The 25,031-nt window shown below is 39.3% G+C and carries 28 protein-coding genes, 1 pseudogene and 2 riboswitches; of the genes and pseudogenes, 25 read left to right on the forward strand and 4 right to left on the reverse strand.

All coding sequences use genetic code 11. The features are described 5' to 3' along the window. Positions 1–11: 11 nt before the first annotated feature. The 5 genes and pseudogenes from ACIQCE_RS10105 (at position 12) to ACIQCE_RS10125 (ending at position 3,092) form a co-directional block, all read left to right on the forward strand. On the forward strand, positions 12–356 hold the full coding sequence (locus ACIQCE_RS10105; protein ID WP_353855364.1) for a hypothetical protein: 345 nt from the start codon (positions 12–14) through the stop codon (positions 354–356). A gap of 114 nt (positions 357–470) precedes the next feature. Beyond that, positions 471–613, forward strand: a riboswitch (FMN riboswitch). Positions 614–847: 234 nt separating this feature from the next. After that, a complete protein-coding gene (gene ribE / locus ACIQCE_RS10110) occupies positions 848–1,498 on the forward strand; it encodes a riboflavin synthase (RefSeq protein ID WP_400494746.1) in 651 nt (216 codons plus the stop codon). Between the two features lie 11 nt (positions 1,499–1,509). Then, positions 1,510–2,124, forward strand: a pseudogene (gene ribB, locus ACIQCE_RS10115) (3,4-dihydroxy-2-butanone-4-phosphate synthase); the annotation flags it as partial. Positions 2,125–2,160: 36 nt separating this feature from the next. Beyond that, positions 2,161–2,625, forward strand: coding sequence for a 6,7-dimethyl-8-ribityllumazine synthase (ribH, locus tag ACIQCE_RS10120; RefSeq protein ID WP_400494748.1), 465 nt, complete (start codon positions 2,161–2,163; stop codon positions 2,623–2,625). A gap of 113 nt (positions 2,626–2,738) precedes the next feature. Next, positions 2,739–3,092 (forward strand): GNAT family N-acetyltransferase, encoded by a 354-nt coding sequence (locus tag ACIQCE_RS10125; protein ID WP_353855367.1) that lies wholly within the window; start codon positions 2,739–2,741, stop codon positions 3,090–3,092. 26 nt (positions 3,093–3,118) lie between these two features. Here ACIQCE_RS10125 and ACIQCE_RS10130 read toward each other — a convergent pair whose 3' ends face one another. Both ACIQCE_RS10130 and ACIQCE_RS10135 read right to left on the reverse strand, forming a co-directional pair. After that, on the reverse strand, positions 3,119–3,643 hold the full coding sequence (locus ACIQCE_RS10130) for a DUF309 domain-containing protein (RefSeq protein ID WP_400494750.1): 525 nt from the start codon (positions 3,641–3,643) through the stop codon (positions 3,119–3,121). Positions 3,644–3,733: 90 nt separating this feature from the next. Next, entirely contained in the window at positions 3,734–3,826 is a 93-nt protein-coding gene (locus ACIQCE_RS10135; protein ID WP_008359694.1) for a YjcZ family sporulation protein, read from the reverse strand. Positions 3,827–4,035: 209 nt separating this feature from the next. Between ACIQCE_RS10135 and ACIQCE_RS10140 the strand changes: the two genes are divergently transcribed. The 15 genes from ACIQCE_RS10140 to ACIQCE_RS10210 all read left to right on the forward strand — a co-directional run bounded on the left by ACIQCE_RS10140 (position 4,036) and on the right by ACIQCE_RS10210 (position 17,832). After that, the gene (locus tag ACIQCE_RS10140) at positions 4,036–4,794 is read left to right on the forward strand and encodes a segregation/condensation protein A (protein WP_353855369.1); all 759 of its coding nucleotides are present in this window, start codon (positions 4,036–4,038) and stop codon (positions 4,792–4,794) included. Next, a complete protein-coding gene (scpB, locus tag ACIQCE_RS10145; protein WP_400494753.1) occupies positions 4,784–5,377 on the forward strand; it encodes an SMC-Scp complex subunit ScpB in 594 nt (197 codons plus the stop codon). The genes ACIQCE_RS10140 and scpB overlap by 11 nt, the downstream gene beginning before the upstream one ends. Before the next feature lie 114 nt (positions 5,378–5,491). Continuing rightward, the gene (locus tag ACIQCE_RS10150) at positions 5,492–5,971 is read left to right on the forward strand and encodes a YpuI family protein (RefSeq protein ID WP_400494755.1); all 480 of its coding nucleotides are present in this window, start codon (positions 5,492–5,494) and stop codon (positions 5,969–5,971) included. Between the two features lie 107 nt (positions 5,972–6,078). Next, positions 6,079–7,230 (forward strand): D-alanyl-D-alanine carboxypeptidase family protein, encoded by a 1,152-nt coding sequence (locus ACIQCE_RS10155; protein ID WP_400494757.1) that lies wholly within the window; start codon positions 6,079–6,081, stop codon positions 7,228–7,230. Then, entirely contained in the window at positions 7,218–7,808 is a 591-nt protein-coding gene (locus ACIQCE_RS10160; RefSeq protein ID WP_353855373.1) for a nucleoside recognition domain-containing protein, read from the forward strand. The genes ACIQCE_RS10155 and ACIQCE_RS10160 overlap by 13 nt, the downstream gene beginning before the upstream one ends. A 1-nt stretch (position 7,809) precedes the next feature. Continuing rightward, positions 7,810–8,346, forward strand: a complete 537-nt coding sequence (locus ACIQCE_RS10165; RefSeq protein WP_400494760.1) for a spore maturation protein — start codon at positions 7,810–7,812, stop codon at positions 8,344–8,346. Between the two features lie 136 nt (positions 8,347–8,482). After that, positions 8,483–9,217: a 23S rRNA pseudouridine(2605) synthase RluB gene (gene rluB, locus ACIQCE_RS10170; RefSeq protein ID WP_353855375.1), complete on the forward strand. Its 735-nt coding sequence runs from the start codon at positions 8,483–8,485 to the stop codon at positions 9,215–9,217. Positions 9,218–9,307: 90 nt separating this feature from the next. Further along, positions 9,308–9,838, forward strand: a complete 531-nt coding sequence (gene resA, locus ACIQCE_RS10175) for a thiol-disulfide oxidoreductase ResA (protein WP_400494762.1) — start codon at positions 9,308–9,310, stop codon at positions 9,836–9,838. 1 nt (position 9,839) lies between these two features. Beyond that, positions 9,840–11,501: a cytochrome c biogenesis protein ResB gene (gene resB / locus ACIQCE_RS10180; protein ID WP_400494764.1), complete on the forward strand. Its 1,662-nt coding sequence runs from the start codon at positions 9,840–9,842 to the stop codon at positions 11,499–11,501. 1 nt (position 11,502) lies between these two features. Then, complete coding sequence (gene ccsB / locus ACIQCE_RS10185) at positions 11,503–12,681, forward strand: c-type cytochrome biogenesis protein CcsB (RefSeq protein WP_400494766.1); 1,179 nt, start codon at positions 11,503–11,505, stop codon at positions 12,679–12,681. Positions 12,682–12,768: 87 nt separating this feature from the next. After that, on the forward strand, positions 12,769–13,491 hold the full coding sequence (locus tag ACIQCE_RS10190) for a response regulator transcription factor (protein WP_353855379.1): 723 nt from the start codon (positions 12,769–12,771) through the stop codon (positions 13,489–13,491). Then, on the forward strand, positions 13,488–15,269 hold the full coding sequence (locus ACIQCE_RS10195) for an ATP-binding protein (RefSeq protein WP_400494769.1): 1,782 nt from the start codon (positions 13,488–13,490) through the stop codon (positions 15,267–15,269). Before ACIQCE_RS10190 ends, ACIQCE_RS10195 begins: the two co-directional genes overlap by 4 nt. Positions 15,270–15,472: 203 nt before the next feature. Further along, positions 15,473–16,081: an RNA polymerase sigma factor SigX gene (gene sigX, locus ACIQCE_RS10200; protein WP_400494771.1), complete on the forward strand. Its 609-nt coding sequence runs from the start codon at positions 15,473–15,475 to the stop codon at positions 16,079–16,081. Then, positions 15,993–17,087, forward strand: a complete 1,095-nt coding sequence (locus ACIQCE_RS10205) for a sigma X negative regulator (protein WP_400494773.1) — start codon at positions 15,993–15,995, stop codon at positions 17,085–17,087. Before sigX ends, ACIQCE_RS10205 begins: the two co-directional genes overlap by 89 nt. 100 nt (positions 17,088–17,187) lie before the next feature. Then, entirely contained in the window at positions 17,188–17,832 is a 645-nt protein-coding gene (locus ACIQCE_RS10210; protein ID WP_400494775.1) for a peptidoglycan DD-metalloendopeptidase family protein, read from the forward strand. A gap of 30 nt (positions 17,833–17,862) precedes the next feature. Here ACIQCE_RS10210 and serA read toward each other — a convergent pair whose 3' ends face one another. Then, positions 17,863–19,437: a phosphoglycerate dehydrogenase gene (gene serA / locus ACIQCE_RS10215; protein ID WP_400494777.1), complete on the reverse strand. Its 1,575-nt coding sequence runs from the start codon at positions 19,435–19,437 to the stop codon at positions 17,863–17,865. Positions 19,438–19,719: 282 nt separating this feature from the next. Further along, a riboswitch (FMN riboswitch) is annotated at positions 19,720–19,850 on the forward strand. 148 nt (positions 19,851–19,998) lie between these two features. Here serA and fmnP point away from each other — a divergent pair. Beyond that, positions 19,999–20,580 carry a riboflavin transporter FmnP gene (gene fmnP / locus ACIQCE_RS10220; RefSeq protein WP_400494780.1) on the forward strand — a complete coding sequence of 194 codons (582 nt, stop codon included), beginning with the start codon at positions 19,999–20,001 and terminating at the stop codon, positions 20,578–20,580. Between the two features lie 34 nt (positions 20,581–20,614). On the opposite strand, the gene ACIQCE_RS10225 is transcribed toward fmnP, so the two are convergent. Continuing rightward, positions 20,615–20,863, reverse strand: coding sequence for a ferredoxin (locus ACIQCE_RS10225; protein ID WP_008361239.1), 249 nt, complete (start codon positions 20,861–20,863; stop codon positions 20,615–20,617). Positions 20,864–21,132: 269 nt separating this feature from the next. Between ACIQCE_RS10225 and ACIQCE_RS10230 the strand changes: the two genes are divergently transcribed. From ACIQCE_RS10230 to ACIQCE_RS10245, 4 genes are read left to right on the forward strand one after another with little or no spacing between them, the layout of a single operon-like run. Continuing rightward, on the forward strand, positions 21,133–22,182 hold the full coding sequence (locus tag ACIQCE_RS10230) for a YpbB family protein (RefSeq protein WP_400494783.1): 1,050 nt from the start codon (positions 21,133–21,135) through the stop codon (positions 22,180–22,182). Then, complete coding sequence (locus tag ACIQCE_RS10235) at positions 22,175–23,683, forward strand: RecQ family ATP-dependent DNA helicase (RefSeq protein ID WP_400494785.1); 1,509 nt, start codon at positions 22,175–22,177, stop codon at positions 23,681–23,683. Before ACIQCE_RS10230 ends, ACIQCE_RS10235 begins: the two co-directional genes overlap by 8 nt. Then, a complete protein-coding gene (locus ACIQCE_RS10240) occupies positions 23,680–24,321 on the forward strand; it encodes a CPBP family intramembrane glutamic endopeptidase (protein ID WP_400494787.1) in 642 nt (213 codons plus the stop codon). Before ACIQCE_RS10235 ends, ACIQCE_RS10240 begins: the two co-directional genes overlap by 4 nt. Beyond that, positions 24,266–25,021 carry a LysM peptidoglycan-binding domain-containing protein gene (locus tag ACIQCE_RS10245; protein ID WP_400494789.1) on the forward strand — a complete coding sequence of 252 codons (756 nt, stop codon included), beginning with the start codon at positions 24,266–24,268 and terminating at the stop codon, positions 25,019–25,021. The genes ACIQCE_RS10240 and ACIQCE_RS10245 overlap by 56 nt, the downstream gene beginning before the upstream one ends. The last annotated feature ends 10 nt before the right edge of the window (positions 25,022–25,031 follow it).

A 25,031-nucleotide genomic window follows, 5' to 3' on the forward strand; every position in this document is an offset into this window, starting at 1 on the left:
AGGTGCTAAATATGGGGAAAATCAAACTAAAAATTGCAATTTTATTTGTTTTACTGCTTTGTTTAGGTGCAAGCTATTTATACATGAATGGCATGAAAATTGAAGATGTGCCAACAGCCATTGGCGAAAGCTTAACAAACAACGATAAAGATTACACGATCTATGAGTATACCATTACGAAAATTGATGGTGATGAATATTATGGTCAAGCGAAAAATGGCACGAAAATCATTTTTAATGGGAAGAAGTTTGAAGACGATGTCTCCGATTTGAAAAAAGGTGACCGCATTAAAGCCTACTTTAGTAAAGAAAAAAGAATAGACGGTCTTATAAAAGTCGTAAAAGTCGTTAATTAACACGTCTCCTTTCCTATAAGGAGGCTTTTTTAATAGAAATGTAAAGGAATCTTGATTGTTGCATTTGTCAACAAGGATCGCTATAATAGCTCCTAAGGACAGATGAATATCGATTGTATCCTTCGGGGCAGGGTGAAAATCCCGACCGACGGTAATAAAGCGAATGCTTTACAGCCCGTGACCCGTTAATTTAATTAACGGTTGATTCAGTGAAAAGCTGAAGCCGACAGTGAAAGTCTGGATGGGAGAAGGATAAAGAAAGCTATGATTGAAAAATATTTGTTAATCATAGTTTTATTTCTGATGCAAAAAAACAAAGCCCCGGAAAACATTCCGGGGCTTTCTGTATGTAAAAGACATGCAGTGTTTATTAGGTGATCCCTCATATTGTATTGATCATAAAAAGCGACGAAGGTGCTCAATCGATCACATGTCCCTCAATCGCTTTGAACAAAGTGAGCGATACAACTTATGAAGAAGGGGAGGATCACATGTTTACGGGTATTATTGAAGAAATTGGCACAGTCCAGTCATTAAGCAAAAGAGCAGCTGATGCTATGAAAATGGTCATCAAGTGTAGCCGTATTCTAGAGGATGTACATCTTGGAGACAGTATTGCAATTAATGGCGTTTGCCTTACTGTCACAAGCTATTCAGAAGAGCAATTTACGGCAGATGTGATGCCTGAGACGGTCAAAGCCACATCACTTGGTGACCTCAAATTAGGCAGTAAAGTAAATCTAGAACGTGCCATGTCCTCAAATGGAAGATTTGGCGGTCATTTTGTATCAGGTCACATTGATGGAACCGCCTTGATTACCCGAATAGAAAAGAATAGCAATGCCATTTACTATGATTTAGAGATGGACAAGTCCCTCACAGACATGCTTACTAAAAAGGGATCAATTGCATTAGATGGCGTCAGCTTGACGATTTTTGATTTGCGCGATTCACACGTCACAGTCTCCATCATTCCACATACGTTTGAAGGAACAATTTTTCCGACTAAAACTATCGGCGATTTGGTGAATGTAGAGTGTGATATGATCGGGAAATATATTTATCGTTTTTTAACAAAAGGACATCACGATCAACAGCCATCTCGATTGACCCCATCATTTTTAAAAGAGCATGGATTTTAGGAGGCGATTGTATGTATCATTCTGTTGAAGATGCAGTAAAAGCACTTAAACAAGGAGAAATTATTATCGTAGTAGATGATGAAGACAGAGAAAATGAAGGAGACTTTGTGGCACTTGCCGAACACGCAACGCCAGAGGTCATTAACTTTATGGCTTTATATGGCAGAGGTCTCATTTGTACACCAGTACATGCATCAATCGCAAAACGCCTTCACTTGCATCCAATGGTGGCACGGAACACAGATGCACATCATACAGCATTTACGGTGAGCATTGACCATACATCAACAACGACTGGTATTAGTGCATTTGAACGCTCGACAACCATTTTGGCGATGCTAAATAAAAACGCAGAACCAGGAGAATTTACTCGTCCTGGGCACGTGTTTCCACTTATTGCGAAAGATGGCGGTGTATTAGAAAGACCAGGACATACAGAGGCGGCAGTTGATTTGGCGAGGCTTGCTGGTTCAGAGCCAGCTGGAGTCATATGCGAAATTATGAATATAGATGGTACAATGGCGCGTATCCCTGAGCTGATGAACATACAAAAAAAGCATGATTTAAAGATGCTGACCATTGAGGCGTTGCGACAACATTTAAACAATCAAACAACTTTATTAGATACAAAATAAAAATCACAGAAAAAGGATGAGGATCATATGAATACAATACAAGGCCATGTAGTAGCAGAAGGACTAAAATTTGCCATTGTGGTTGCGAGGTTTAATGATTTTATAACAAGCAAGCTGCTAGATGGAGCAGAAGATACATTGCTTAGACATGGAGCAAACGGTGATGATATCGATGTTGTTTGGGTACCAGGTGCGTTTGAAATCCCATATATGGCAAAAAAACTAGCAGAGACCAAAAAATATGACGCTGTCATCACACTTGGGACTGTGATCCGCGGTGCGACATCGCATTATGATTATGTTTGCAATGAGGCAGCAAAAGGAATTGCTCAAAGTGCCATGTCAACAGGCATTCCTATTATCTTTGGCGTCTTGACGACAGAATCAATCGAACAAGCCATTGAAAGAGCGGGCACAAAAGCTGGAAACAAAGGCAGTGAATCGGCTGCTGCTGCTATTGAAATGGCCAATTTAAATCGAACGTTCCGTTAATTTCGTGAAAAAGAGTTTAAAAACTGCATGAAAATGTTTATAATGTGTGATGAGCAAATGATTCACAAGGAGATTTGCTGGAAAAAGGATAATTTCAATACTGAGGGGTATATATGTTAATTCGTTATAAGAAGTCTTTTGAAAAAATTGCTATGGGACTCCTGTCCTTTATGCCAGGTGAGAAAGACGTCAAACAGCTTCAACAGACGATTAAGTCGTATGAAACGGATGATAAGCGGCAGCTTTTCCTTTGGAAAGATGGCGAGGATATTGTTGGTGCAATTGGTGTGTTAAAAACAGACGACCAAGTACAAATTGAACATATTAGTGTCAATCCATCCCATCGCGATCAAGGGATAGGCAAGGAAATGGTATTAGCCGTGGAAGAGATATTTAAAACAAAATCACTCATTCCAAATGAATTAACGCAAGGCTTCTTTCAAAAGTGTCATAGTGAAACAAACTAAATATCACACATTTATAAAAGCAGAGGTCAAATCCCTCTGCTTTTTTTACGTTTTAATTGTCTCTTCCGTTCAAGTATTACATCCGACCGATCACGAAGTCGATGTTTTTCAATTAAAAAGGTATGAGATAAGTTACTTTCCTGTCCAAAGGGAAGACCTTCTTTTTCCGCCATTTGTCTGCATAAAGATAGAAGTGCCTCATCCTTGATCGGGAGCATCACACTTTCATAGGGCATCTCTGCGTCCATTTTCTTTTTAAGTGTCCTAAGGAGCAGGATGAACGCATCATCATCTAGACCAAGATTGGCTAATGCCTTTCTTTCAGTTGATAACAAGTGAAGACTGTTTGAAATTAGCCGTTTTGCTCCTTTTACATTACCTCGTCTTTGGTGATATAAAGCGACAGCAAGCTGAATCAACCCTACCCAGTATTCTTTGCGATGCTCTGGGGGATCTTCTTTCCAATATTCTTCAAGAATTTCATGACATTCAAAATAATCTCTTGTCGTATGAAATTCGTGTAAAAATGCGAGATACGGTTCAGGGTACACATCAGTCATCTCCTTTTCCACTATCAGTCTAACACACCGAAAAGAAAAGAAGAAAGAGCGCCCCTTGTGTCAAAAGGACGCTCTGTTTCTTTAATAAACCCAAGCCGCGCCAACGATGATCAGCAAGATGAACAGCACAACAATAAGCGCAAATCCTCCGCCGAAGTAATAGCCATCTCCCATAATGATACGGCCTCCTTTTTCATCAGTTCGTATTACAGTTGTATTCTATGTATTCGTGCTCACTTTGGTATGGGCGGTTCCGTTGTTTTTTATGTTTTAGCCATTGCAGTGAGGCAGAAATTATATTGGACGAGAGCTTGATGGTGTCTTATACTAAAAGTTAGCCGGTAAAATGGTACTTAGAAGACAGTAGAAATGGTGAGAAAAGAATGCTGGAATATCAAGTGAAAATAGATTCGTTTGAGGGTCCATTGGACTTGCTTTTACATTTAATCAACCGTTTGGAAATAGATATTTATGATATTCCTGTTGCTAAAATTACGGAGCAGTATTTATTATATGTCCATACGATGAGGGAACTTGAGCTGGATGTAGCAAGTGAGTATTTGGTGATGGCAGCAACCCTCCTAAGTATTAAGAGCAGAATGCTTCTTCCTAAACAAGAGGAAGAGCTTTTTGATGAAGAGCTACTCGAAGAGGAAGAGGACCCTCGTGAAGAGCTGATTGGAAAATTGATTGAATACCGTAAGTATAAAAATGCAGCGCAACAATTAAAGGAACGTGAAGAAGAGCGGCAAAATGCCTTTACGAAACCGCCAAGCGATTTAAGTGAATTTGCAAAAGAAGCTGATGCAAAGGACACAAATTTGCATGTAACGGTGTATGATATGTTAGGTGCGTTCCAAAAGGTATTAAACCGAAAAAAAATAACGAAACCAACACCATCAAAGATTACAAGACAAGAAATTCCGATTGAAGACAAAATGAATGAGATTATGAATCATTTAAGAAAAACAAAAAAACGAATCAATTTCATGACACTTTTCCAACATGATCAAAAGGAACACCTTGTCGTGACGTTTCTTGCTGTTCTCGAACTGATGAAAAGCCAACAAATTATGTTAGAGCAAGAAGGGAACTTTGAAGACATCTATATTATAGGGAGTGAAACGATTCATGACGCTTGATATCGTGAATTGGAAAGCCATTTTAGAAGCGCTGCTTTATGCAGCAGGAGATGAAGGCTTAACAAGGAAACAGCTCATGTCTGTTCTTGAAGTTGATGAGGCGGCATTACTCAACATGATGTCTCTCGTGAAAGAAGAGTATCAAAAAAAAGAACGAGGTATTGAACTCATTGAATATGCCGATTCATATATGTTGCTCACAAAAAAAGAATACAGCGTTTACTTAAAAAGATTAGTGGAAACCCCTTCAAAAGGTTTATCGCAAGCTGCACTAGAGGTGCTGGCGATTGTCTCATACAAACAGCCGATTACACGTGCTGAAGTAGAGGAAATCCGTGGCGTCAAATCAGAACGGGTTCTTCACAGTTTAGTAGCCAAAGCATTATTGTGCGAGGTTGGACGTGCAGAAGGTCCGGGACGAGCGATTCTATATGGTACGACACCTACCTTTTTAGAGCAATTTGGCTTAAAGGCTCTTGATGAATTGCCGCCGCTTCCAGAGAATGTTGAGGCAGATGGTATACAAGAAGAAGCCGATTTATTTTTTGAAAACTTCAATCAAACATTTGAAGAAATAAAGTAGTTCAAAACAAGGAAATATGTATGATAAAATATTAAAAAAGATTTTAGGTCTAAAATCTTTTGATGAAAGATAAAATGGTGACAAAGCCATGAGGGGAAGGTAAACACGAAACAAATGGCACATTTAAATGTGAAGGCTCAAGTTGATCAAGCAGGCGTATTTTTATCAAAGGTTGCAACTGAAGTGAATGTTTTTCTGAACGAAGCTACCTTATCAAGCTTGAAACGATTAAACCCCGAAGCGGAAGCCTATTATTGTGACATATTGAGTACATTACGGAAGCTCGCTGTGTATAGCGAAGATGCGGCAGCAGTTTGCCAGAAAATGGGGCAACAGCATACATTCCCGCAGCAAGCCGCACAGCAAATCCTTTACCGTATTTATCATCAGTGTATTGAAGAATTTTTTACTCCGAAAAAGGATACATGGTATGAGGATAGCCGTTCGGCTTATACTGGGAAAAGCAGTATTGTTTTTCACCATGAGGTATCTGCCGGTCTAAAGCAGTTATTTTCATCATTAGAAAAAGACTTTTTAATGATGAGAGAAGAGCTAGAATATACGGTTTCTCATCATCAAATGAAAATGGTATAAGCAAGAAAAGCGTCTCTATACGTAGAGGCGTTTTTTTATGGACGAAGCATCATAACTTTTTCTGCCATGCATACACTTGTACAAAACGGACAAGGACGTGAATGAACATGCCCTATTTAAAAATTGGTACAGCAGTCCTTCTTCTATTTACACTTTTATTGCCATTTTCCTCACATGCTCAAGCAGAAGTCTCATTATCAGTGAGTGCGAGAAGCGCCATTTTAATAGATGGACAATCAGGCAGAGTTCTATTTGGAAAAGGCGAGCATGAAAAAAGAAGAGTCGCCAGCATTACAAAAATTATGACTGCTGTATTAGCGATAGAATCAGGAAAAATGAAAGAAACCGTCAAAGTATCAAAACGTGCAACTCAAGCAGAAGGTTCATCGATTTATTTAAAGGAAGGGCAGAAGGTGAGTTTAGAAGACCTTACCTATGGACTCATGCTGCGCTCTGGAAATGATGCAGCTGTTGCCATTGCTGAACATGTTGGCGGCAGTTTAGAAGGGTTTATTTTTATGATGAATCAAAAAGCCTCTGAATTAGGAATGGAGAATACGAATTTTCAAAATCCTCATGGACTGGATGATCATAAAAACCACTATTCATCTGCCTATGATATGGCAATATTAACAAAATACGCAATGCAGCATAAAGAATATCAAAAAATTGTCGGCACAACCTTTTATAAAGCAAAGACAATGGAAGGTTATTGGAAAAATAAAAACAAGCTGTTAACAGGTTTATATCCGTATTCTACAGGAGGGAAAACGGGTTATACAAAACTTGCAAAACGAACCCTTGTTTCCACCGCTGAAAAAGGTGATGCTGTATTAATCGCAGTCACCATCAATGCACCGGATGACTGGAATGACCACATTTCTATGTTTGAATATGCATTTGACCACTACAAAACATATTTGCTTGCTAAGAAGGGAAGGCTTGCCTCTTTAAAAGGGACTTTTTACGAAAAAAAAGCTTTCATAAAGCGTGATGTGGACTATTTATTAACTGAAGATGAGAAAAAATTAGTGAAAATTGAAACCGAAATGCTCACACCTGAAAAGAAATGGGAGAAAAAACCTTCTGCTATTCCAGATGTTGTCGGAAAAATGACATTTTTGTTAGATGATCAAGTCATCGAACAAGTGCCTATTTATTATGAGAATAAACGCAATCGAATGCCCCAAAAAAGCTTTCAAGAAATGTTTAAATCTGTCTTTCAGACATCTGTAGGCGGTTCGTCATGGTCAATCTAATTTGGGTTTTTCTAACTGTCATCGGTCTTGTATATGCCATGTTTAACGGAACGATGCAGGAAGTGAATGAAGCTGTATTTAAGGGCTCTAAAGAAGCTGTCACGATTTCCATCGGACTGATCAGTGTACTCGTTTTTTGGCTAGGGCTTATGAAAATTGCTGAGGAAGCGGGTCTATTAAATTTTTTCAGTAAACTATGCCGTCCGTTTATTTCAAAGCTATTTCCAGACATCCCGCCCAATCATCCAGCAATGGGGTATATATTGTCTAATCTGATGGCAAATTTCTTCGGTCTCGGTAATGCCGCCACACCGCTTGGAATTAAGGCCATGGAACAAATGAAGAAATTAAACGGAGGGAAAAATGAGGCGAGTCGATCAATGATTACGTTTTTGGCTGTCAACACGTCATCCATTACACTTGTGCCAACAACCGTCATTGCCATTAGAATGACATATGGTGCAGATCAGCCGACAGATATTGTCGGTCCGACTATTTTGGCGACGCTGATTTCCGGCATCGGTGCGATTATCATTGATCGCTATTTCCACTATCGTAGAAGTAGGCGGGGGGGATGATATGGCTTTTGTTAACTGGCTATCACTTGCTTTGATTCCTCTGATCATTGCAGGAATTCTCATTGCAGGAACGATTAAAAAAGTACCGACTTATGAAACGTTTGTTGAAGGCGGCAAAGAAGGAATTCAGATTGCGTTCTCCATCATTCCTTATTTAGTTGGAATGCTTGTTGCGATAACCATTTTTCGTGCTTCAGGTGCGCTTGATTTTGTCATGGATCTGTTAAAGCCTGTGTTTACAGCGATTGGGTTTCCAACAGAGGTAGTTCCGCTGGCGTTTATTCGGCCGATATCAGGAACGGCAGCACTTGGCATGACATCAGATCTCATTGCTACATATGGACCCGATTCTTTTATAGGTCAACTTGCAGCCGTCATGCAGGGATCAACAGACACGACCCTTTACATTTTAACAGTTTATTTTGGAGCTGTTGGAATTAAAAAAATGGGTGATGCACTTAAGGTGGGGCTTTTAGCAGACCTCATTGGGGTTATTGCATCCATTGTTATTGTGAGTTTATTATTTAGCGGCGCCTGACAGGGCGTTTTTTTAATTTTTGTCGCATGGACATCAACTTTTTAGCTGAAATGAGGCATTCAAAAAGCTAATTTTTTCACGAATGCTTGTTTGTTTCTAGTCAACAAAGTAAGATAGTACATGAGGTGAAAGACAAATGGAACGTTTACAGAAAGTCATTGCACATGCCGGTGTCGCATCTAGGCGAAAGGCTGAAGAACTTATTAAAGAAGGACGAGTTACCGTAAATGGTCAAAAGGTGACAGAGCTTGGCGTAAAAGTGGGCTCTTCAGATAAAATTGAAGTCAACGGATTAAAGTTAGAAAGAGAAGAACCTGTCTATTTCTTGCTCTATAAACCGCGCGGCGTCATTTCTGCAGCAGAAGATGATAAAGGGCGTAAAGTTGTGACAGACTTTTTTGACGATGTCCCGCAGCGACTCTATCCGGTTGGACGCTTAGATTATGATACGAGCGGTTTGATTTTGATTACAAATGACGGGGAATTTGCTCACAAGCTGATGCATCCTAAATATGAAATTGATAAAACATATGTAGCGAAGCTGAAAGGAATTCCTTCAAAAGAATTGCTCAGAAAGCTGGAAAGAGGCATTCTTTTAGATCATAAAAAAACAGCGCCAGCTCGTGTCAAAATGCTTTCCATTGATAAACGAAAGCAGACGTGCATCGTCCAATTAACCATTCATGAAGGGCGAAACAGACAAGTGAGACGTATGTTTGAAGCCATTGGTCATGATGTCTTAAAGCTTAAGAGAGAGCAATACGCATTTCTTCATATCGAAGGGATGAGACCAGGAGATCGCAGAGAATTGTCGCCGCACGAGGTGAAGCGTCTGAGAGCAATCGCTGATCACGGTACAAGTGCTTTCTAATTTTCACATAAACTTCAAAAAATGGAGAAGCATCAAAAGAAGGAGAATGCTATAATTTACCTGAATGTCTATGGGGAAGGGGTACTTCAGATGAAGAAAAGGCGATTTTTCATAAGGACGGGCATTCTCCTCGTGATGCTTGCTGCACTATGTTATACAATGTATAATTCAGTATTTGCTAAACAGGATCGAATCAAAGAAGGCTCAATTGCACCTAACTTTGTCCTTCAATCAGTGAATGGGGAGCGGATTGAACTAAAGGACTTAAAAGGAAAAGGGGTCTTTCTTAATTTTTGGGGTACATGGTGTGGTCCATGTAAACAAGAATTTCCTTATATGGCGAATCAGTATAAAGTGTTCAAGGATCGCGGTGTGGAAATTGTTGCGGTGAATGTCGGGGAATCGAATATTGCTGTAAAGAATTTTATGGATGCCTATGGCGTGAACTTTCCTGTTGCCATGGATAAAGATCGTCAAGTAACAGAGGCATATGATATCACGCCGCTGCCAACTACATTTTTAATTAATCCTGAAGGAAAGGTAATCAAAGTCATAAAGGGAACAATGACAGAACGTAATGTCTATGAATATATGAATTTGATTAAACCAAAGGGGTCATAGAATGAAAGAGGTAAAGTGCGAGTGTGGACATATTAATCCAGTCGGTACTATTCTATGTGAATCATGCGGGAACCCAATTGCAGCAAAAGAGAAAAACTCTTCAAAGCTGCTAGATATGAGATATGACGGCAGTGCAAGACGCTCGCAAACGTATAACAAAACGATTGTTGATAAGGTATGGAACTTTTTTTCTTCTGTTAAAGTTGGCGTTTGGTTGATCGTCATTACGCTTTTAGCTTCCTCGCTTGGAACAATCTTTCCGCAGGAACAATTTATCCCACCAGGTGCATCAGCTTCAACTTACTATGAAGAGCAATACGGATCGTTTGGCAAACTTTATTACATACTTGGATTTCATGATCTATATAGTTCTTGGTGGTTTTTGGCACTTGTGGCATCAATTGGTATTTCTCTTGTGATTTGCAGCCTTGATCGAGTGATTCCGCTTTATCGAGCGCTCAAAAATCAAGGTGTCATTAAAACAGAAGGATTTATGAGAAGGCAGCGTCTTTTCAGTGAAACAGATCAAACATTAGACGAGCATACATATAAAGGCATCGTAAAAGCAATGAAACTAAAGCGTTACCGAGTACTAGAAGAAGATGGGCATATATTAGCTGAAAAAGGACGTTTTTCTCGTTGGGGTCCTTACGTTAATCACATAGGATTAATTATTTTTCTGATCGGATCCATGCTTCGTTTCGTTCCAGGTATGTATGTGGATGAAACACTATGGGTAAGAGAAGGTGAAACAGCACCGATTCCAGGCACAGATGGTCAATACTTTCTGAAAAATAATCAATTCTCAATAGATCGTTATGAATCAGGAAATGAAAAAAAAGTGTTTGAAAATGCCATTGAAAAGGCAGGAGACGGACAAGTCGTCAAAAGCTATAAAACCGATGCCATTTTATACAAGCGCGAAGGAGAAGTCGTTTACGGTGAAAAGCCGAAGCTCAAAGAGGTGACAGAACACGATATTAAAGTGAATGAACCGCTTAAGTTTGACAATTTCTCATTGTATCAAGTGGATTTTAAACAAAATGAACTTGATCAAATGGTGTTTCAGTTAATTCGTAAAGATACAGAGAAATCATTCGGAACAGTGAAGATCAATCTGCTTGAGCCTAAGTCAGAATATGATCTTGGTAGCGGTTACAAGGTCAAGGTTGTCAGTTATTTACCGGATTTTTATTTTGATGAAGACGGGACACCGAGTACGAAAACGAGGAATCCGAATAATCCTGCTTTCGTGTTTGAAATGATTTCCCCTGAAAAACCAAAAGGGGAAAAGAGCTTTGTGGCAATTCAAGAGACGGTTGAAGGTTCTGATAACAATTTATATAAGATGAAATTTGATCGTGTCGAAACAAAAGATGTGACAGGATTAACCGTTAGAAAAGATTTGACACTCTGGATACTGATTATTGGCGGCATCATCTTTATGATTGGTGTTGTGCAGGGGATGTATTGGCAGCATAGAAGGATCTGGCTGTCAGCAAAGGATGGAAAAGTATTAGTCGCAGGACATACAAACAAAAACTGGTTCGGCTTAAAGTCAGATCTAAACGTGTTATTAAGTGGCAGTGGCATCAAACAGCCAGTTGATCAAAAAGAACTGCCTGATACAACGAGTATCAGCAAAAGCAAGGGGGAAGGATGAGATGGCGGCAGTCAGTGAAAATCTGTTATTTGCAGCTTTTCTATTTTATTTAGCGGCAGTTCCTTTTTTTGGTGGTGCCATTAGAGGAAAAAAGAAAGAAGATGGACCGCGCAAAAATAAGTCGGCACTCATCGGCATTGTGTTGACTATTATCGGCTTTCTAAGTCAATTCGGTTATTTCATTGCAAGATGGATTGCTTCTGGTCATGCACCAGTCAGTAATCTATTTGAGTTCACAACGGCCTTTGGGATGATGTTTGTGCTTGCATTTATTATGTTATATTTTGTTTATCAAGTGTCTGTACTTGGCTTATTTACTTTACCGATTGTACTATTAATCATTGCCTATGCAAGTATGTTTCCATCAGATATATCACCGCTGATTCCTTCACTACAAAGTAATTGGCTGTATATTCACGTGACAACAGCAGCACTTGGTCAAGCGATTTTAGCGATTAGTTTTGTCGCAGGTGTCATCTTCCTTTTAAAACAAGTCGATCAAACAAAACCAGGTAAAAAAACTTTCGGCTTAGAGTTTGTCATGTTTATGATTGTCGTCACACTTGCATTTATTGCTGTCACTTCAATTTTTAGAATGACAGGGTATGAAGCGAAGTTTAATTGGGTAGATAAAAATAAAGAAAAAAGTGTTATGGTATATGAAATGCCTGCACTTGTTGGACCCAACAAAGGGGAGCTGATTACCAGAGATCGAATGGAGCCTTTTGTTGATTTACCGCCTGTTTTTTCTGGCAGAAAGGTAAATACAGTTTTATGGTCATTTGGCGTTGGACTGATCATTTACGGGCTATTCAGATTGATCATTCGAAAACGGCTAAGTGCTCTTCTTCAACCGCTTGTCAAGCAAGTCAATCTCGATTTAGTAGATGAAATTGGGTATCGGGCAGTCTCCATTGGTTTCCCGGTATTTGCACTAGGCGGACTTATTTTTGCTATGATTTGGGCGCAAATTGCCTGGACAAGATTTTGGGGTTGGGATCCGAAGGAAGTATGGGCATTGATTACATTTCTTTTTTATGCTGCTTATCTCCATCTTCGTTTATCAAGAGGATGGCATGGAGAAAAATCAGCGTGGCTTGCAGTGATCGGCTTTGCCATTATTATGTTTAATCTCATCTTTGTGAATCTTGTCATTGCAGGACTTCATTCTTACGCGTAAATCACAGAATAAAGGCCAACTTTTATGATTCAATTCGGCTTTTTGTTAAAATGTTAGGTAACAACGGAGAAAGCAGGAGGATTGTTAATGGAACACTCAACTCAAACGAAAATATTAGTCGTAGATGATGAGGCAAGAATTCGCCGCCTTTTAAAAATGTATTTAGAACGTGAAAACTATGAAATTGATGAAGCGGAAAATGGGGATGAGGCTATTCAAAAAGGCCTTCAAACCGATTATGACCTCATACTGCTCGATTTAATGATGCCTGGAACAGATGGAATTGAAGTGTGTAAGCAAATTCGAGATAAAAAAGCCACTCCAATTATTATGTTGACCGCAAAAGGTGAGGAAGCGAACCGTGTGCAAGGGTTTGAGGCAGGAACAGATGATTACATTGTGAAACCTTTTAGCCCTCGTGAAGTTGTATTACGTGTAAAGGCATTACTGAGAAGATCGTCTCAAACATCTTATCTGAACACAGGAACAACAACGAAGGATGTCCTTGTGTTCTCACATCTATCCATCGACCATGATGCACATAGAGTGACGGCTGATGGAAAAGAAGTAAGTCTGACGCCGAAGGAATATGAGCTTTTATACTTCCTGGCTAAAACACCAGATAAAGTATACGACCGAGAGAAGTTATTAAAAGAAGTGTGGCAATATGAATTTTTCGGAGATCTTAGAACTGTTGATACTCATGTGAAAAGACTTCGAGAAAAACTCAATAAAGTGTCACCAGAGGCGGCTAAAAAAATCGTTACTGTATGGGGTGTCGGTTATAAATTTGAGGTCGGCGCTGAATGAAACTGTGGAAAAGTGTCGTAGGAAAACTATGGTTAACCATTCTTTTCCTCGTCCTGATTGTTTTATCTATTTTAACAGTGCTTCTTTTGGAATTTATTGAGAATTATCATGTAGAAGAAGCGAAGTCTGATTTAACACAAATGGCAAACAAAGTAGCGGTCATTTTAGAAAGCCATGAAGATCAATCGCTCGCAAGGTCTATCACGTCAGAGCTTGCAGACAAATTGACGAGTATTGCGATCTTTCAAGAGGATGGTCTAGAATGGTACTCTTCTCAAAAAGGCGGAAAGCTTCCTGCTATTACAAAAGAACAAATTGAAGCGGACAAAGACCTGTACAAAGCATTAAAAGATCGAAAAAAGATTAGCAAACGTGATGAACCGAATGCTGAGAATCAGAAAGATGAACGAATTGTGGTGGGTGTTCCTTATGAAGCGAACGGAAAGAAAGGGATGGTCTTCTTATCTCAATCGTTACTTGCTGTAGAGCAGACAACAAAGCATACAACGCGCTATATTTTTTTAGCTGCTGGGATTGCCATTGTACTAACCACAATATTTGCTTTCTTCCTCTCTACACGTGTAACCTATCCGCTTCGAAAGATGAGAGAGGGAGCACAGGATTTGGCGAAAGGGAAATTTGATACGAAAATACCAATTTTAACGCAAGATGAAATTGGAGAACTTGCCATTGCTTTTAACCAAATGGGGAAACAGCTTAAATTTCACATTACTGCACTAAACCAAGAAAAAGAGCACTTGTCCAATATTCTTAGCAGTATGGCCGACGGTGTCATCACGATTAATATTGACGGAACCATTCTCATGACAAATCCGCCTGCGGAAAGATTCCTTCAGGCTTGGTATTATGAACAAAACATGAATATCAAAGATGGTGATGAACTTCCGCCAGAAGCACGTGAACTCTTTCATACTGCAGTCAATACAGAAAAAGAGCAAATGATAGAAGTCACATTACAAGGACGCACTTGGGTTCTTTTAATGACCCCACTTTATAATCAGCAAGATGTCCGAGGTGCTGTTGCTGTTCTTCGCGATATGACGGAGGAACGAAGACTCGATAAGTTGAGAAAAGATTTCATTGCCAATGTCAGTCATGAACTCCGTACACCAATTGCAATGCTTCAAGGATATAGTGAGGCCATTATAGATGACATTGCTGGATCAGAAGAAGAAAAGAAAGAAATTGCACAAATTATCTATGACGAATCACTTCGAATGGGGCGACTTGTAAATGATCTTCTTGATCTAGCGAGAATGGAAGCAGGTCATATCACGTTAAACCTTGAATCAACAAATACGGAAGAGCTGATTGAGAAAATCTACCGCAAGTTTCTAGGAATTGCGAAGGAAAAACAAATCAACCTAACGTATGATATACAAGTGGATGAACCGCATTTTGTATTCGATCCAGATAAAATTGAGCAAGTGTTTACCAACCTCATAGATAATGCCATTAGACATACTCCTGATGGCGGAGAGGTTCACTTCTCGGCTCAATCGGTAAAAAATGGCTTGAAGATGGATGTGAAAGATTCCGGGAGCGGCATTCCGGAAGAGGATTTGCCATTTATCTTCGAAAGATTCTATAAAGCTGATAAAGCAAGAACAAGAGGACGTTCTGGTACAGGCCTTGGCCTTGCAATTGTAAAGAACATTGTAGAAGCCCACCAAGGGTCGATTCATGTGCATAGCAAAGCGGGAACAGGTACACACTTTACATTCTATATTCCGAGAAAAAAACAGGAACTCGTCTAATCTTGACGAAGAATCTTGTTACATGAGAAACACTTTTTTTCGAAAGAAAAAGAAGTGTTTTTTTATATCCTCAAATTTTTAAGGAGAACTTAAACAAAAAATCCTTTCAAAAATGCCGATCTTGTCATATATTTGTCATAAAGTTGTAATGTAACGTTTTGTGAGAGTTACTCGACAAAAATAAGTGAACGGAGGGGTTTCCTATGCATGAAACCTTTCAAAAAATATATGATTCGTACCATCAAGACTTGTACCAGTTTTTATTTTATATGGTAAAAGATAAAAATCAGGCAGAGGATCTCGTTCAGGAGGTTTACATTCGGGTACTTCACTCATATAAAACTTTTGAAGGAAGAAGCAGCGAGAAAACATGGTTGTTTTCGGTTGCAAGGCATGTGGCCATTGACTATTTTCGCAAACAGCAAACCATTAGACAAAGGGTGCTCGGCACGTTTGATTGGGAGAAGCAAGACGTAAAAGATCCAGACTTACTCCCTGAAGAATTGGCCGTACAAGATGAAAATTTAAAAGAAATATACGCTGCACTTGATCATTGCACAATTGATCAAAGAGCCGTTATCATTTTAAGGTTTATCCAAGGCTACTCAATCATAGAGACAGCAAAGGCGTTAAAGTTCTCGGAAAGCAAAGTCAAAACAACCCAGCACCGAGGCCTGAAAGTGCTCCGAAAACATATGGAGCTTTTGAAGGAGGAGCTAGCGAATGAAAAGGAACAGGTCCGATTGGAACGAAGAACGAATCAAGGTGTTGCTAAGTCAGCTTCCAAAGGTGGAGGACAACCGTTCATCTAAGCAGATCTACCAGCAGGTGCTGATGGCGGGTGTGAAGAAGAAGAGTGTCAAATGGATCGGTCCAGCAGTTGCAATGGTCGTCGTCTTATTTATGGCCTTTCTTATTTCCCCCCATTTATTTCAGCCATCTGCTCATGATCTGAAAAAAGCGAAAATGGATTCAAGTGCTGACAAAGGACAGGTGTATCTAACGTTACAGTCCAAAAAGAAAACAAAAGAACCATCGTTTGTTGTTTCTGCGGCTGAACAACAACAATACATGACGATTGCTTACATAGATGAATCGACATCTCGGGTTGTTCCTATTAGTATCGAGAAAAAAGGAGAGGATGATACCGTCCGGGCATTGCTTAGAACATATGAACAAGTACAATTGCCTGAAATGACAAAGCCGCTTCAATCCTATATAGATATGGTGGATGTTAGCGAAAAAGGGGATACATTAGTCTTTCAGCTAAAGAACGATTTGTCCATTGATACGTTAAAAGAAGCCAATCGATTGAAAGAAATGGTAAAGGAAACGCTAAAATGGAGCAAATATGAGAATGTACAGGTCAAGTCAGTAAAGGGATCTCATCTTCAAGTAGGGGCACATGGAACCATTTCAATTGATAAACAGTCAAAGCATGCTTACTACTTACTAAAGAATCAGAGCGGCACATTTTTAGTTCCATCAAAGGCTCATTATGATACCTATGATGAGGCAGTAGAGGCGATGAAAAGAGCAAATGACGCAGGACTTTATCCGTTGCTAGAGCAAATACCTGTTAAGAGCGTTACATCAAATGGAAAACATGTCACTATCACATTCGGAGCATCAGCACATTTAACGGACTCAATAGATCATATTTTACTCATTGAAGGTCTGTTGCTCACAGCGAAAGATTTTGGTTATACAGAGGTGACCATTCGAAATGCAGGTACGGATCAAGTAGGGCCATATGAATTAAAGGAACCAATTGATGTTCCAGCTTTGCCAAACCCAATCGTAATAAAAGATCGTTAAAGGACGCAAAATACATGCGTCCTTTTTGATGTATAGAAATGGATATTCTGGCTATATACTAAGCTGTCATGAAAAGAACCTTAAAAAAGGGGAGTCACTGATGAAAAGGTATTACTTCATATGGGTCAGTTGTTTATTGCTTTTTACCTTTTTGCCGTCTGCACATGCAGAGAGAAACGAATGGGTGGAACCAGTAAAAGGGGAAGTCACTGATTTGTTTGGGACAAGAGGCGGCTCACATAAAGGATTAGACATTGCCGCACCAGAAGGAGAATCTATTTTTGCAGCTAACGAAGGTGTCGTCACTCGTTCGTATGTATCTGCTACATATGGAGAAGTGGTGTTTATTCAGCACTCAAATGGATATGAAACGGTCTATGCTCATTTAAATCAACGATTTGTCTTTACTGGCGATCGTGTACATGCAGGACAACCGATCGGAATCATTGGCAACACAGGAGCCTCTAGAGGCACTCATTTGCATTTTGAAGTGCATCGAGGCAAATGGTCGCCAGGTAAAGAACATGCAATAAATCCGCTAACGCTCATCTCTGCTGAACGTTTTAAAGAGCCAGCACTTCATGTGAATGGACAAGAAAAGAACACATACGTGATCAAAAAAGGGGATACCCTTTGGTCAATTGCAAAAGCACACCAGATGACAGTTGATCAATTGAAAAAAGTGAATCAATTGACAACTCACTTGATTCGAACCGGCGACCGTTTAACGATTTCATTTAAATAAACCTCATGCATTGGCATGAGGTTTAAGATTTTATAGGTCAATCAGACGGACTGAGAGTATATCTCGTACTTCCGTTAGTTTTTGTACAATTTCATTTTCGAGGTGCTTATCGAAAGAAAGCATCATGATGGCTTCGCCACCTTTTTCTTTACGTCCCACCTGCATTGTTGCGATGTTGACATCATGATCCCCTAAGATCTGACCTACTTGACCAATGACACCAGGTGCATCTGTGTGCTGAATGTATACGAGATGACCGTCAGGATAAAAGTCAATATTAAAGCCGTTAATGGAGACGACACGCTCTCCTAGATGTGGAATGTATGTGGCTTTTAAAGTGAAGGTTGAAAAATCACCTTTGACTTTAATTGAAATGCTATTCTCATAACCAGATTCGCTAGAAGATATCTTCTCACTGAAGCTAATACCGCGCTCCTTGGCTACCATACCTGCATTTACTTCATTCACAGTAGAGTCTACACGCTCTTTTAAAAAGCCGGACAATAGACTTTTTGTAATAAAAGATGTTTCGAGTTTTGCAATTGAGCCTTCGTAAGAAATGTCTACTTCCTTTACAGGTTCTCTCATAGATTGAGAAACAAGACGTCCAAGCTTTCCTGCAAATTGATGATAAGGCTGGATTTTTTTAAATTCGTCTTTGGTCATCGCTGGTAGATTGATAGATGACATGACAGGGAGACCTTTTGCAAATTGAAGTACTTCTTCTGATACTTGTGCAGCTACATTTAATTGCGCTTCTTTTGTAGATGCACCAAGATGTGGTGTTGCAATCACATTTGGATGATCCACAAGCGGATTATCAGTAGGAGGTTCTACCTCAAATACATCTAGTGCAGCTCCTGCAACATGACCGCTTTCAAGTGCTTCAAGAAGATCGCCTTCGTGAATAATGCCACCACGGGCGCAGTTGATGAGCCGGACCCCTTTTTTCGTTTTTGCAATTGTTTCTTTATTTAGAAGGCCTCTTGTTTCCTTTGTTAATGGTGTATGTACCGTAATAATGTCTGATACTTTGAGCACTTCATCAAATGATTTGGCATTGACACCCATTTTTTCTGCACGTTCTTTTGTGAGGAACGGGTCAAAAACGTTCACAGTCATTCCAAATGCTCTCGCACGCTGAGCGATTTCGCTTCCGATTCTGCCTAGTCCAACAATTCCAAGTGATTTCCCATAAAGCTCAGCACCCACAAAAGCGCTTCTGTTCCATTCTTTTGATTTGACAGAAATATTCGCTTGCGGAATATGACGCATGAGTGAAGAGATCATAGCAAAAGTGTGTTCTGCTGTTGATATGGTGTTTCCATTTGGTGCGTTAATGACAATCACGCCATGTTTTGTGGCTTCATCAATATCAATATTGTCTACTCCAACTCCAGCACGACCAACAATTTTTAATGAAGTCATTTTTTCATAAAGATCTTTCGTTACTTTTGTTGCGCTTCTGACAAGTAAAGCATCAAAAGTGTGCAATTCGTCTTCAGCTTCTGTTACATTTTTCTGAACAATTTCGATAAAATCTGATTCTAGCAAAGGCAAAAGACCATCATTGCTCATTTTATCTGAGACTAATACTCGAAACATCGTAAGATTTCCTCCTAAATAAACGTCATAAATATCTGATAATTTACCATATTCCTTTTCACTGTGTCAATCAAATTAAAGCAGTAAAGCAAAAAAGAAAACACGAACATTTTTAGAAAGACACATACGAAATGAACACCTTTAAACAAAAGATAGACAATTTTTATTCCATTGTCATTCTATTTTTTTCGTTTTTTACCTAATTTCAAAACTAGATTGCTCAGGATTTTTATCTGTACAAATGTTCATATATCATATATAATGATGTCGAATTGAATAATGATCAATCTTCGGGGCAGGGTGCAATTCCCTACCGGCGGTGATGAGCATAGTCTCTAAGCCCGCGAGCCTTTTTGGCAGGATTCGGTGTGATTCCGAAGCCGACAGTATAGTCTGGATGGGAGAAGATGGAGGTTCATAAACGTTGCAAACTTGGTTGTTTACACGTTTATTTGTCTAGCCTAAATTTCCCGCTCCTTTCGTTATCGAGAGCGGTTTTTTTGTGGCTGAAAATTGAACAATCCTCTTTTCGAAAGATTTGATCGAAAAGGAGAGAGAACTTTGAATCAAAGTAGAGTAAAACGTTTAGTGGTTACAAGTATGCTCAGCAGCATTTCGTTTGTTTTGATTTTATTGGATTTTCCTTTTCCTGGACTACCGGCGTATTTAAAAATTGATTTTAGCGATATTCCAGCGATTATTGCTATTTTAATTTATGGACCGGGAGCGGGTATTGCAGTTGAGGCATTAAAAAATGTACTCCATTATCTCATTCAGGGTAGCATGTCTGGTGTTCCTGTTGGGCAAGTAGCAAACTTTATTGCAGGTACACTATTCATTCTACCAGTGGCCTTCATGTTCAAAAAAATCAAATCAGCAAGAGGGATGGCATGGTCTATGATCATGGGAACAGTGCTGATGACAGTGATGATGAGCATTTTAAATTACTTCTTGTTCCTTCCAGCTTATACTTGGTTTTTAAATGCGCCTGAACTTTCAGATCATGCGCTGAAGACGACCATTACAGCAGGAATTTTACCTTTTAACTTTATAAAAGGGATTATCATTACCATTGTCTTTAGCTTTATTTTTGTAAAAATGCGTCCATGGTTTGAGAATAAACGTCGACTGCAAAATAGTTAAAATAAAAAAAGCCCCTGTGAAAGGGGCTTTTATACTATTCATGCTTAAGCGGGTCACCATCAAAAGATTCGTCCGCAACTTTGATGGAGTCAGTCGGGCATCCTTCAAATGCATCAAGCATATCTTCTTCAAGTACTTCTGGAACTTCTACAGTCCCTTGGTTGTCATCAAGCGTAACAAATGCAATGCCTTCATCATCATAATCATAAATGTCTGGAGCAGCTGCACCGCATGCGCCGCAAGCAATACATGTGTCTTTGTCTACAATTGTATATTTTGCCATGTTAAAAAAATACCTCCCAGATTGTTCGATGGAACAAATGGTTTAACCTTTTTAAGTTTCAACGATAAAAAACCAATTTCCTCAAACCTTATTGTAATGATTTTAAATTCACATTTCAACTGTAAAGTGATTGAGAATGCTTATCACATAAGGGTTTGTTCATAACTTTCCCCGATAAATGGAGTTTAAACATTTCTTCTTCTTTGAAATCTGTTAAAATAAAGGGAGAAAATATTCGATTTTTGTCAGGAAGACAGGTGCTTTGATGAATGACGATTCATTACTTGGATGTCATGTTGATGGACAGCGTACATAAATTGAACGGTGAACGCTCCATTAGTGCTGTCTACCACCTTTTTAAAGGAAAAAAATCATCACAAACGATACAGGATGCAAGTTTGTTTCAGCTTTCCAACTATTTTGGCTGGTATCCTCATTTTACACGTGATCAGCTTGAGCACTCAGTTCGTAAACTCGAAGATGAACACTTCATATGCAAAACAGGAGATACGTACAGCGTAACAGATGCAGGGAAAATGATGTTAAGCCAGCAGTTTTTAAATAAACCTATGCCTGCTTATTTTCACGGTGCTCATTATCAAGACAAGGCGAAAACGCTATGGATGAGACTGTCTTTACTTGTACAGGTGCTCTCACACCATGCAGCAGGCTCTTATCAATATGTGCCGATTCAAAGAGATGTATCGGTTCAAAGCTGGACCAAAACATTCTTAAAACAATATCATAAGAAAAAGCTTTCGCAAGATCTGCATCATGAACTGGAAAGACTTCTCATGCGTTTGAGTGATCAAGAAGCACTGATTTTTGTGTATTCTCTGACATCAAATGAAAGAATCGGACGGACGTATCAGCAAATAGCCGAATGGATGAACGAAGATGTGTGGTACGTATACGTTCTTTTTTGGAATGTGCTCCACTATTTTATTCAATCTGCACAAAAAGGTGAGGCAGCGATCATGAAACGGATGTTGAGTGATCTTGAGAATAAGCGTGTTTTAACGAATTCTACACATAAAACCCTTGAACTTGTACAAAAAGGGTTCAGCATTGATCAAATTGCTCAAATTCGTTCATTGAAAAAGGCTACGATTGAGGACCATATTGTGGAACTGTCCATTCATGAGCCAAACTTCTCCATAGAACCCTATGTCAAACTAGATGAACAACAAGCGATCCATGATGTGGCGGATAGACTTCAAACGAACAAAATGAAGCTCATTAAAGAAAAACTTGAGCATAAATATTCTTATTTTCAAATACGGTTGGCGCTGACAAGGATGGTGAAAGCAAATGGATAAGCTTCATCAGACACTGGTTCGATATTTTGGTTATCATACGTTTAAAACTGGACAAAAAGACATTATTCAAAGTGTACTCGACCAAAAAGACACAGTGGCTATGCTGCCAACTGGTGGTGGTAAGTCGCTTTGCTATCAAATCCCAGGCTATATGACAGACGGGCTAGTTCTCATCATCTCGCCCCTTTTATCGCTTATGGAAGATCAAGTGGAACGAATGAAGATGCGGGGAGAAAAACGGGTTGCAGCTCTAAACAGTACACTGTCCTTTCATGAGAGACAGCATATTATTCGGCACCTCGCTTCTTATAAATTTTTATTTGTAGCACCAGAGGCACTCATGTCAGAGAAGTTGTTAGAACAACTTAAATCTATGCATATTGGTCTTTTTGTAGTAGATGAAGCCCACTGTATATCCGAATGGGGGCATGATTTTCGTCCAGAATACTCCAAATTGGGAGAATGGAGAGAGGCGTTAGGTCATCCGGTGGCACTAGCGCTAACGGCAACAGCGACAAAACAAACACTCATGGATACAGTGCAAACCCTGCGTTTACAGCACCCAGACTTTCATATTCATTCCGTAAATCGACCCAATATTGCACTGATAAAAGAAGCGTATGAAACAAAAGAAGCAAAAGAGAAACGAGCGATTGAGCTTGTTGATACCCTTCAAGGCCCAGGACTCATTTATTGCCCAACTCGCCAAATGACTGAAGATTTAGCCTCGTTAGTCAAAAATCAGACTCACGAGAAGGTAGAGTTTTATCACGGCGGGATGGATGCAGGCGATCGTATGTTGATTCAACAGCAATTTATCAATGGACAAATTGATCTCATTTGCTGTACAAGTGCTTTTGGAATGGGAATTGACAAAGCGGATATCCGCTTTGTCATTCATATGAGCCCACCGCAATCAATTGAAGCCTTTATGCAGGAGATTGGAAGAGCGGGACGGGATGGACAGGAAAGTGTCAGCATTCTTTTATATACAGAAGAGGATGCAGATATTCAGAGCCATTTGATTCAATCAGAAGGTTTTGACGATTCAGAAATTGATTTTTTCTTAGATCAATTAAGACAATCGCCTACTATAGACGAAAGAAAATGGCGTGAACAATTAATGAAAGCAGGGCTTCAGGAGACACGTGCAAGGATGCTTACGCATTATTATATGATGCATCAAGACGATCTGCCTCATTTACTTGTGAAACGTGTGAAACAGAAGCTACAAGACAGACAAACAGAGAAGCGAAGAAAAGTGTGGCAATTTAAAGAACGAATCATTGATCGTGGCTGCTTTAGACAATCTTTGCTATCATACTTCTATGAACAGCAAGATCAGACCGACAGCAGCTCCTTACAAAACTGTTGCTCGTCTTGCGGCCTTGATCTCTCTGATTACGAAAAGAAAGATGAACAATTGGAGCTGAATGAAATGAAACATTGGAAAACGGTGCTCGATCGTATGTTTCATCCGACAAAAGAGGCGCAGCATTGATTGAACAACATCGCCAAATCATACAAAAATTAACCGATCGACAGGCAGTTGAACAGCTTTATTTTACACAGTTATTAATGCTGGTCGTTTCTTTCTTATTAGGTATTTTTATGTTTGAGCATTTCACTGACTTTACCGCACTATGGCAGCTAAATGATATAAAAATAGTCACATATGGAATTGGCGGCGCTTTAATTGTCATCGTTCTTGATGCAATTGTCATGAAGGTGTTTCCTCCGCATATGTATGATGATGGCGGTTTAAACGAAAAAATGTTCAAAAACCGTAGCATACCGCATATTGTTTGGTTAACGCTGCTTATTGCTTTTTCGGAGGAAATATTATTTCGCGGAATTGTTCAACAACAATTTGGACTGGAAATTGCGAGCATTGTGTTTGCACTCCTTCACTTTCGCTATTTGTCAAAAATACTGTTGTTTATCCTTGTTGTTTCAATTAGTATATTTTTAGGATTTTTATACGAGTGGACTGCAAATTTATTTGTTCCTGTCATGACCCATTTTGTTATTGACTTAGTCTTTGCATGTCAAATTCGTTTTAAATACAGGGGGAGGGATGAACATGGAAGAAATGTCGAGATTGAAGAGAAAAAAGGAGCGACTGACAAAAATCCATGATAATGTAGAGGAAAAACTTGAAGAAGAAGTGAATCCTTCAGATGACTCTCACTTTCCTACACGAGAAGATTTTCATGAATATAAAAAGCAGCGAACAAAAAAAGTACGTCATCCACTGTTTACGACATTGGCTATTATTTTTCCTATTATCGTCATTGGTGTTTTCTTCCTTTTATTTTACTACACATCAGAAGAAATCAAACATAATAATCAAGATGTATATAAAATTGATAAAACGTCAAGTGCTGACACAGATCCAGTCAAATCAGCACTTGTCGAAACCAATAATGACACTAGTGCTGGCAAAACTGATGCAAAAGATGGACAGAAAAAACAAGATGAAAAAAAAGTAAAAGAAAAAGAGCGCATGAAAGCAAAAACGGAACAAAAGAAAAAAGAAAAAGCGGCCAATGAGAAGCGTGAACAAGAAGCAGCAGCTAAAAAACGTGAACAGCAGCAAATAGCAGCGCAAAAACAGCAAGAAAAGGAAAAGCAAAGAGAAGCAGAAGAGAAAAAGAAGCAGGAAAACAAACCAATCCGTGTCGTGCAGCATACAGTTGGACCAGAGGAAACCCTTTATCGCATTTCCATGAAATATTACCAAAATCGTTCTGGTGAAGAGAAAATCAGGACATATAATCATTTAAATGGAAACAGTGTGTACAGTGGACAAGTACTGAATATCCCATTAGAAAACTAATTACATGACA

Source organism: Bacillus sp. NPDC093026 (genome assembly GCF_044754665.1).
Lineage (GTDB): Bacteria > Bacillota > Bacilli > Bacillales > Bacillaceae > Bacillus > Bacillus maqinnsis.

Coding starts and splice junctions, on each gene's coding strand:
- sigX (WP_400494771.1), top strand. CDS start 15,473: ATGCATGAAACCTTTCAAAAAATATATGATTCGTACCATCAAGACTTG.
- ACIQCE_RS10150 (WP_400494755.1), top strand. CDS start 5,492: ATGGCACATTTAAATGTGAAGGCTCAAGTTGATCAAGCAGGCGTATTT.
- resB (WP_400494764.1), top strand. CDS start 9,840: ATGAAAGAGGTAAAGTGCGAGTGTGGACATATTAATCCAGTCGGTACT.
- ACIQCE_RS10230 (WP_400494783.1), top strand. CDS start 21,133: ATGACGATTCATTACTTGGATGTCATGTTGATGGACAGCGTACATAAA.
- ACIQCE_RS10160 (WP_353855373.1), top strand. CDS start 7,218: ATGGTCAATCTAATTTGGGTTTTTCTAACTGTCATCGGTCTTGTATAT.
- ACIQCE_RS10195 (WP_400494769.1), top strand. CDS start 13,488: ATGAAACTGTGGAAAAGTGTCGTAGGAAAACTATGGTTAACCATTCTT.
- scpB (WP_400494753.1), top strand. CDS start 4,784: ATGACGCTTGATATCGTGAATTGGAAAGCCATTTTAGAAGCGCTGCTT.
- ACIQCE_RS10140 (WP_353855369.1), top strand. CDS start 4,036: ATGCTGGAATATCAAGTGAAAATAGATTCGTTTGAGGGTCCATTGGAC.
- ACIQCE_RS10210 (WP_400494775.1), top strand. CDS start 17,188: ATGAAAAGGTATTACTTCATATGGGTCAGTTGTTTATTGCTTTTTACC.
- ACIQCE_RS10125 (WP_353855367.1), top strand. CDS start 2,739: ATGTTAATTCGTTATAAGAAGTCTTTTGAAAAAATTGCTATGGGACTC.
- ACIQCE_RS10165 (WP_400494760.1), top strand. CDS start 7,810: ATGGCTTTTGTTAACTGGCTATCACTTGCTTTGATTCCTCTGATCATT.
- resA (WP_400494762.1), top strand. CDS start 9,308: ATGAAGAAAAGGCGATTTTTCATAAGGACGGGCATTCTCCTCGTGATG.
- rluB (WP_353855375.1), top strand. CDS start 8,483: ATGGAACGTTTACAGAAAGTCATTGCACATGCCGGTGTCGCATCTAGG.
- ACIQCE_RS10155 (WP_400494757.1), top strand. CDS start 6,079: ATGCCCTATTTAAAAATTGGTACAGCAGTCCTTCTTCTATTTACACTT.
- ACIQCE_RS10205 (WP_400494773.1), top strand. CDS start 15,993: ATGAAAAGGAACAGGTCCGATTGGAACGAAGAACGAATCAAGGTGTTG.
- ACIQCE_RS10245 (WP_400494789.1), top strand. CDS start 24,266: ATGGAAGAAATGTCGAGATTGAAGAGAAAAAAGGAGCGACTGACAAAA.
- ACIQCE_RS10135 (WP_008359694.1), bottom strand. CDS start 3,826: ATGGGAGATGGCTATTACTTCGGCGGAGGATTTGCGCTTATTGTTGTG.
- ACIQCE_RS10225 (WP_008361239.1), bottom strand. CDS start 20,863: ATGGCAAAATATACAATTGTAGACAAAGACACATGTATTGCTTGCGGC.
- ccsB (WP_400494766.1), top strand. CDS start 11,503: ATGGCGGCAGTCAGTGAAAATCTGTTATTTGCAGCTTTTCTATTTTAT.
- ACIQCE_RS10190 (WP_353855379.1), top strand. CDS start 12,769: ATGGAACACTCAACTCAAACGAAAATATTAGTCGTAGATGATGAGGCA.
- ACIQCE_RS10105 (WP_353855364.1), top strand. CDS start 12: ATGGGGAAAATCAAACTAAAAATTGCAATTTTATTTGTTTTACTGCTT.
- ribH (WP_400494748.1), top strand. CDS start 2,161: ATGAATACAATACAAGGCCATGTAGTAGCAGAAGGACTAAAATTTGCC.
- ACIQCE_RS10235 (WP_400494785.1), top strand. CDS start 22,175: ATGGATAAGCTTCATCAGACACTGGTTCGATATTTTGGTTATCATACG.
- ribE (WP_400494746.1), top strand. CDS start 848: ATGTTTACGGGTATTATTGAAGAAATTGGCACAGTCCAGTCATTAAGC.
- serA (WP_400494777.1), bottom strand. CDS start 19,437: ATGTTTCGAGTATTAGTCTCAGATAAAATGAGCAATGATGGTCTTTTG.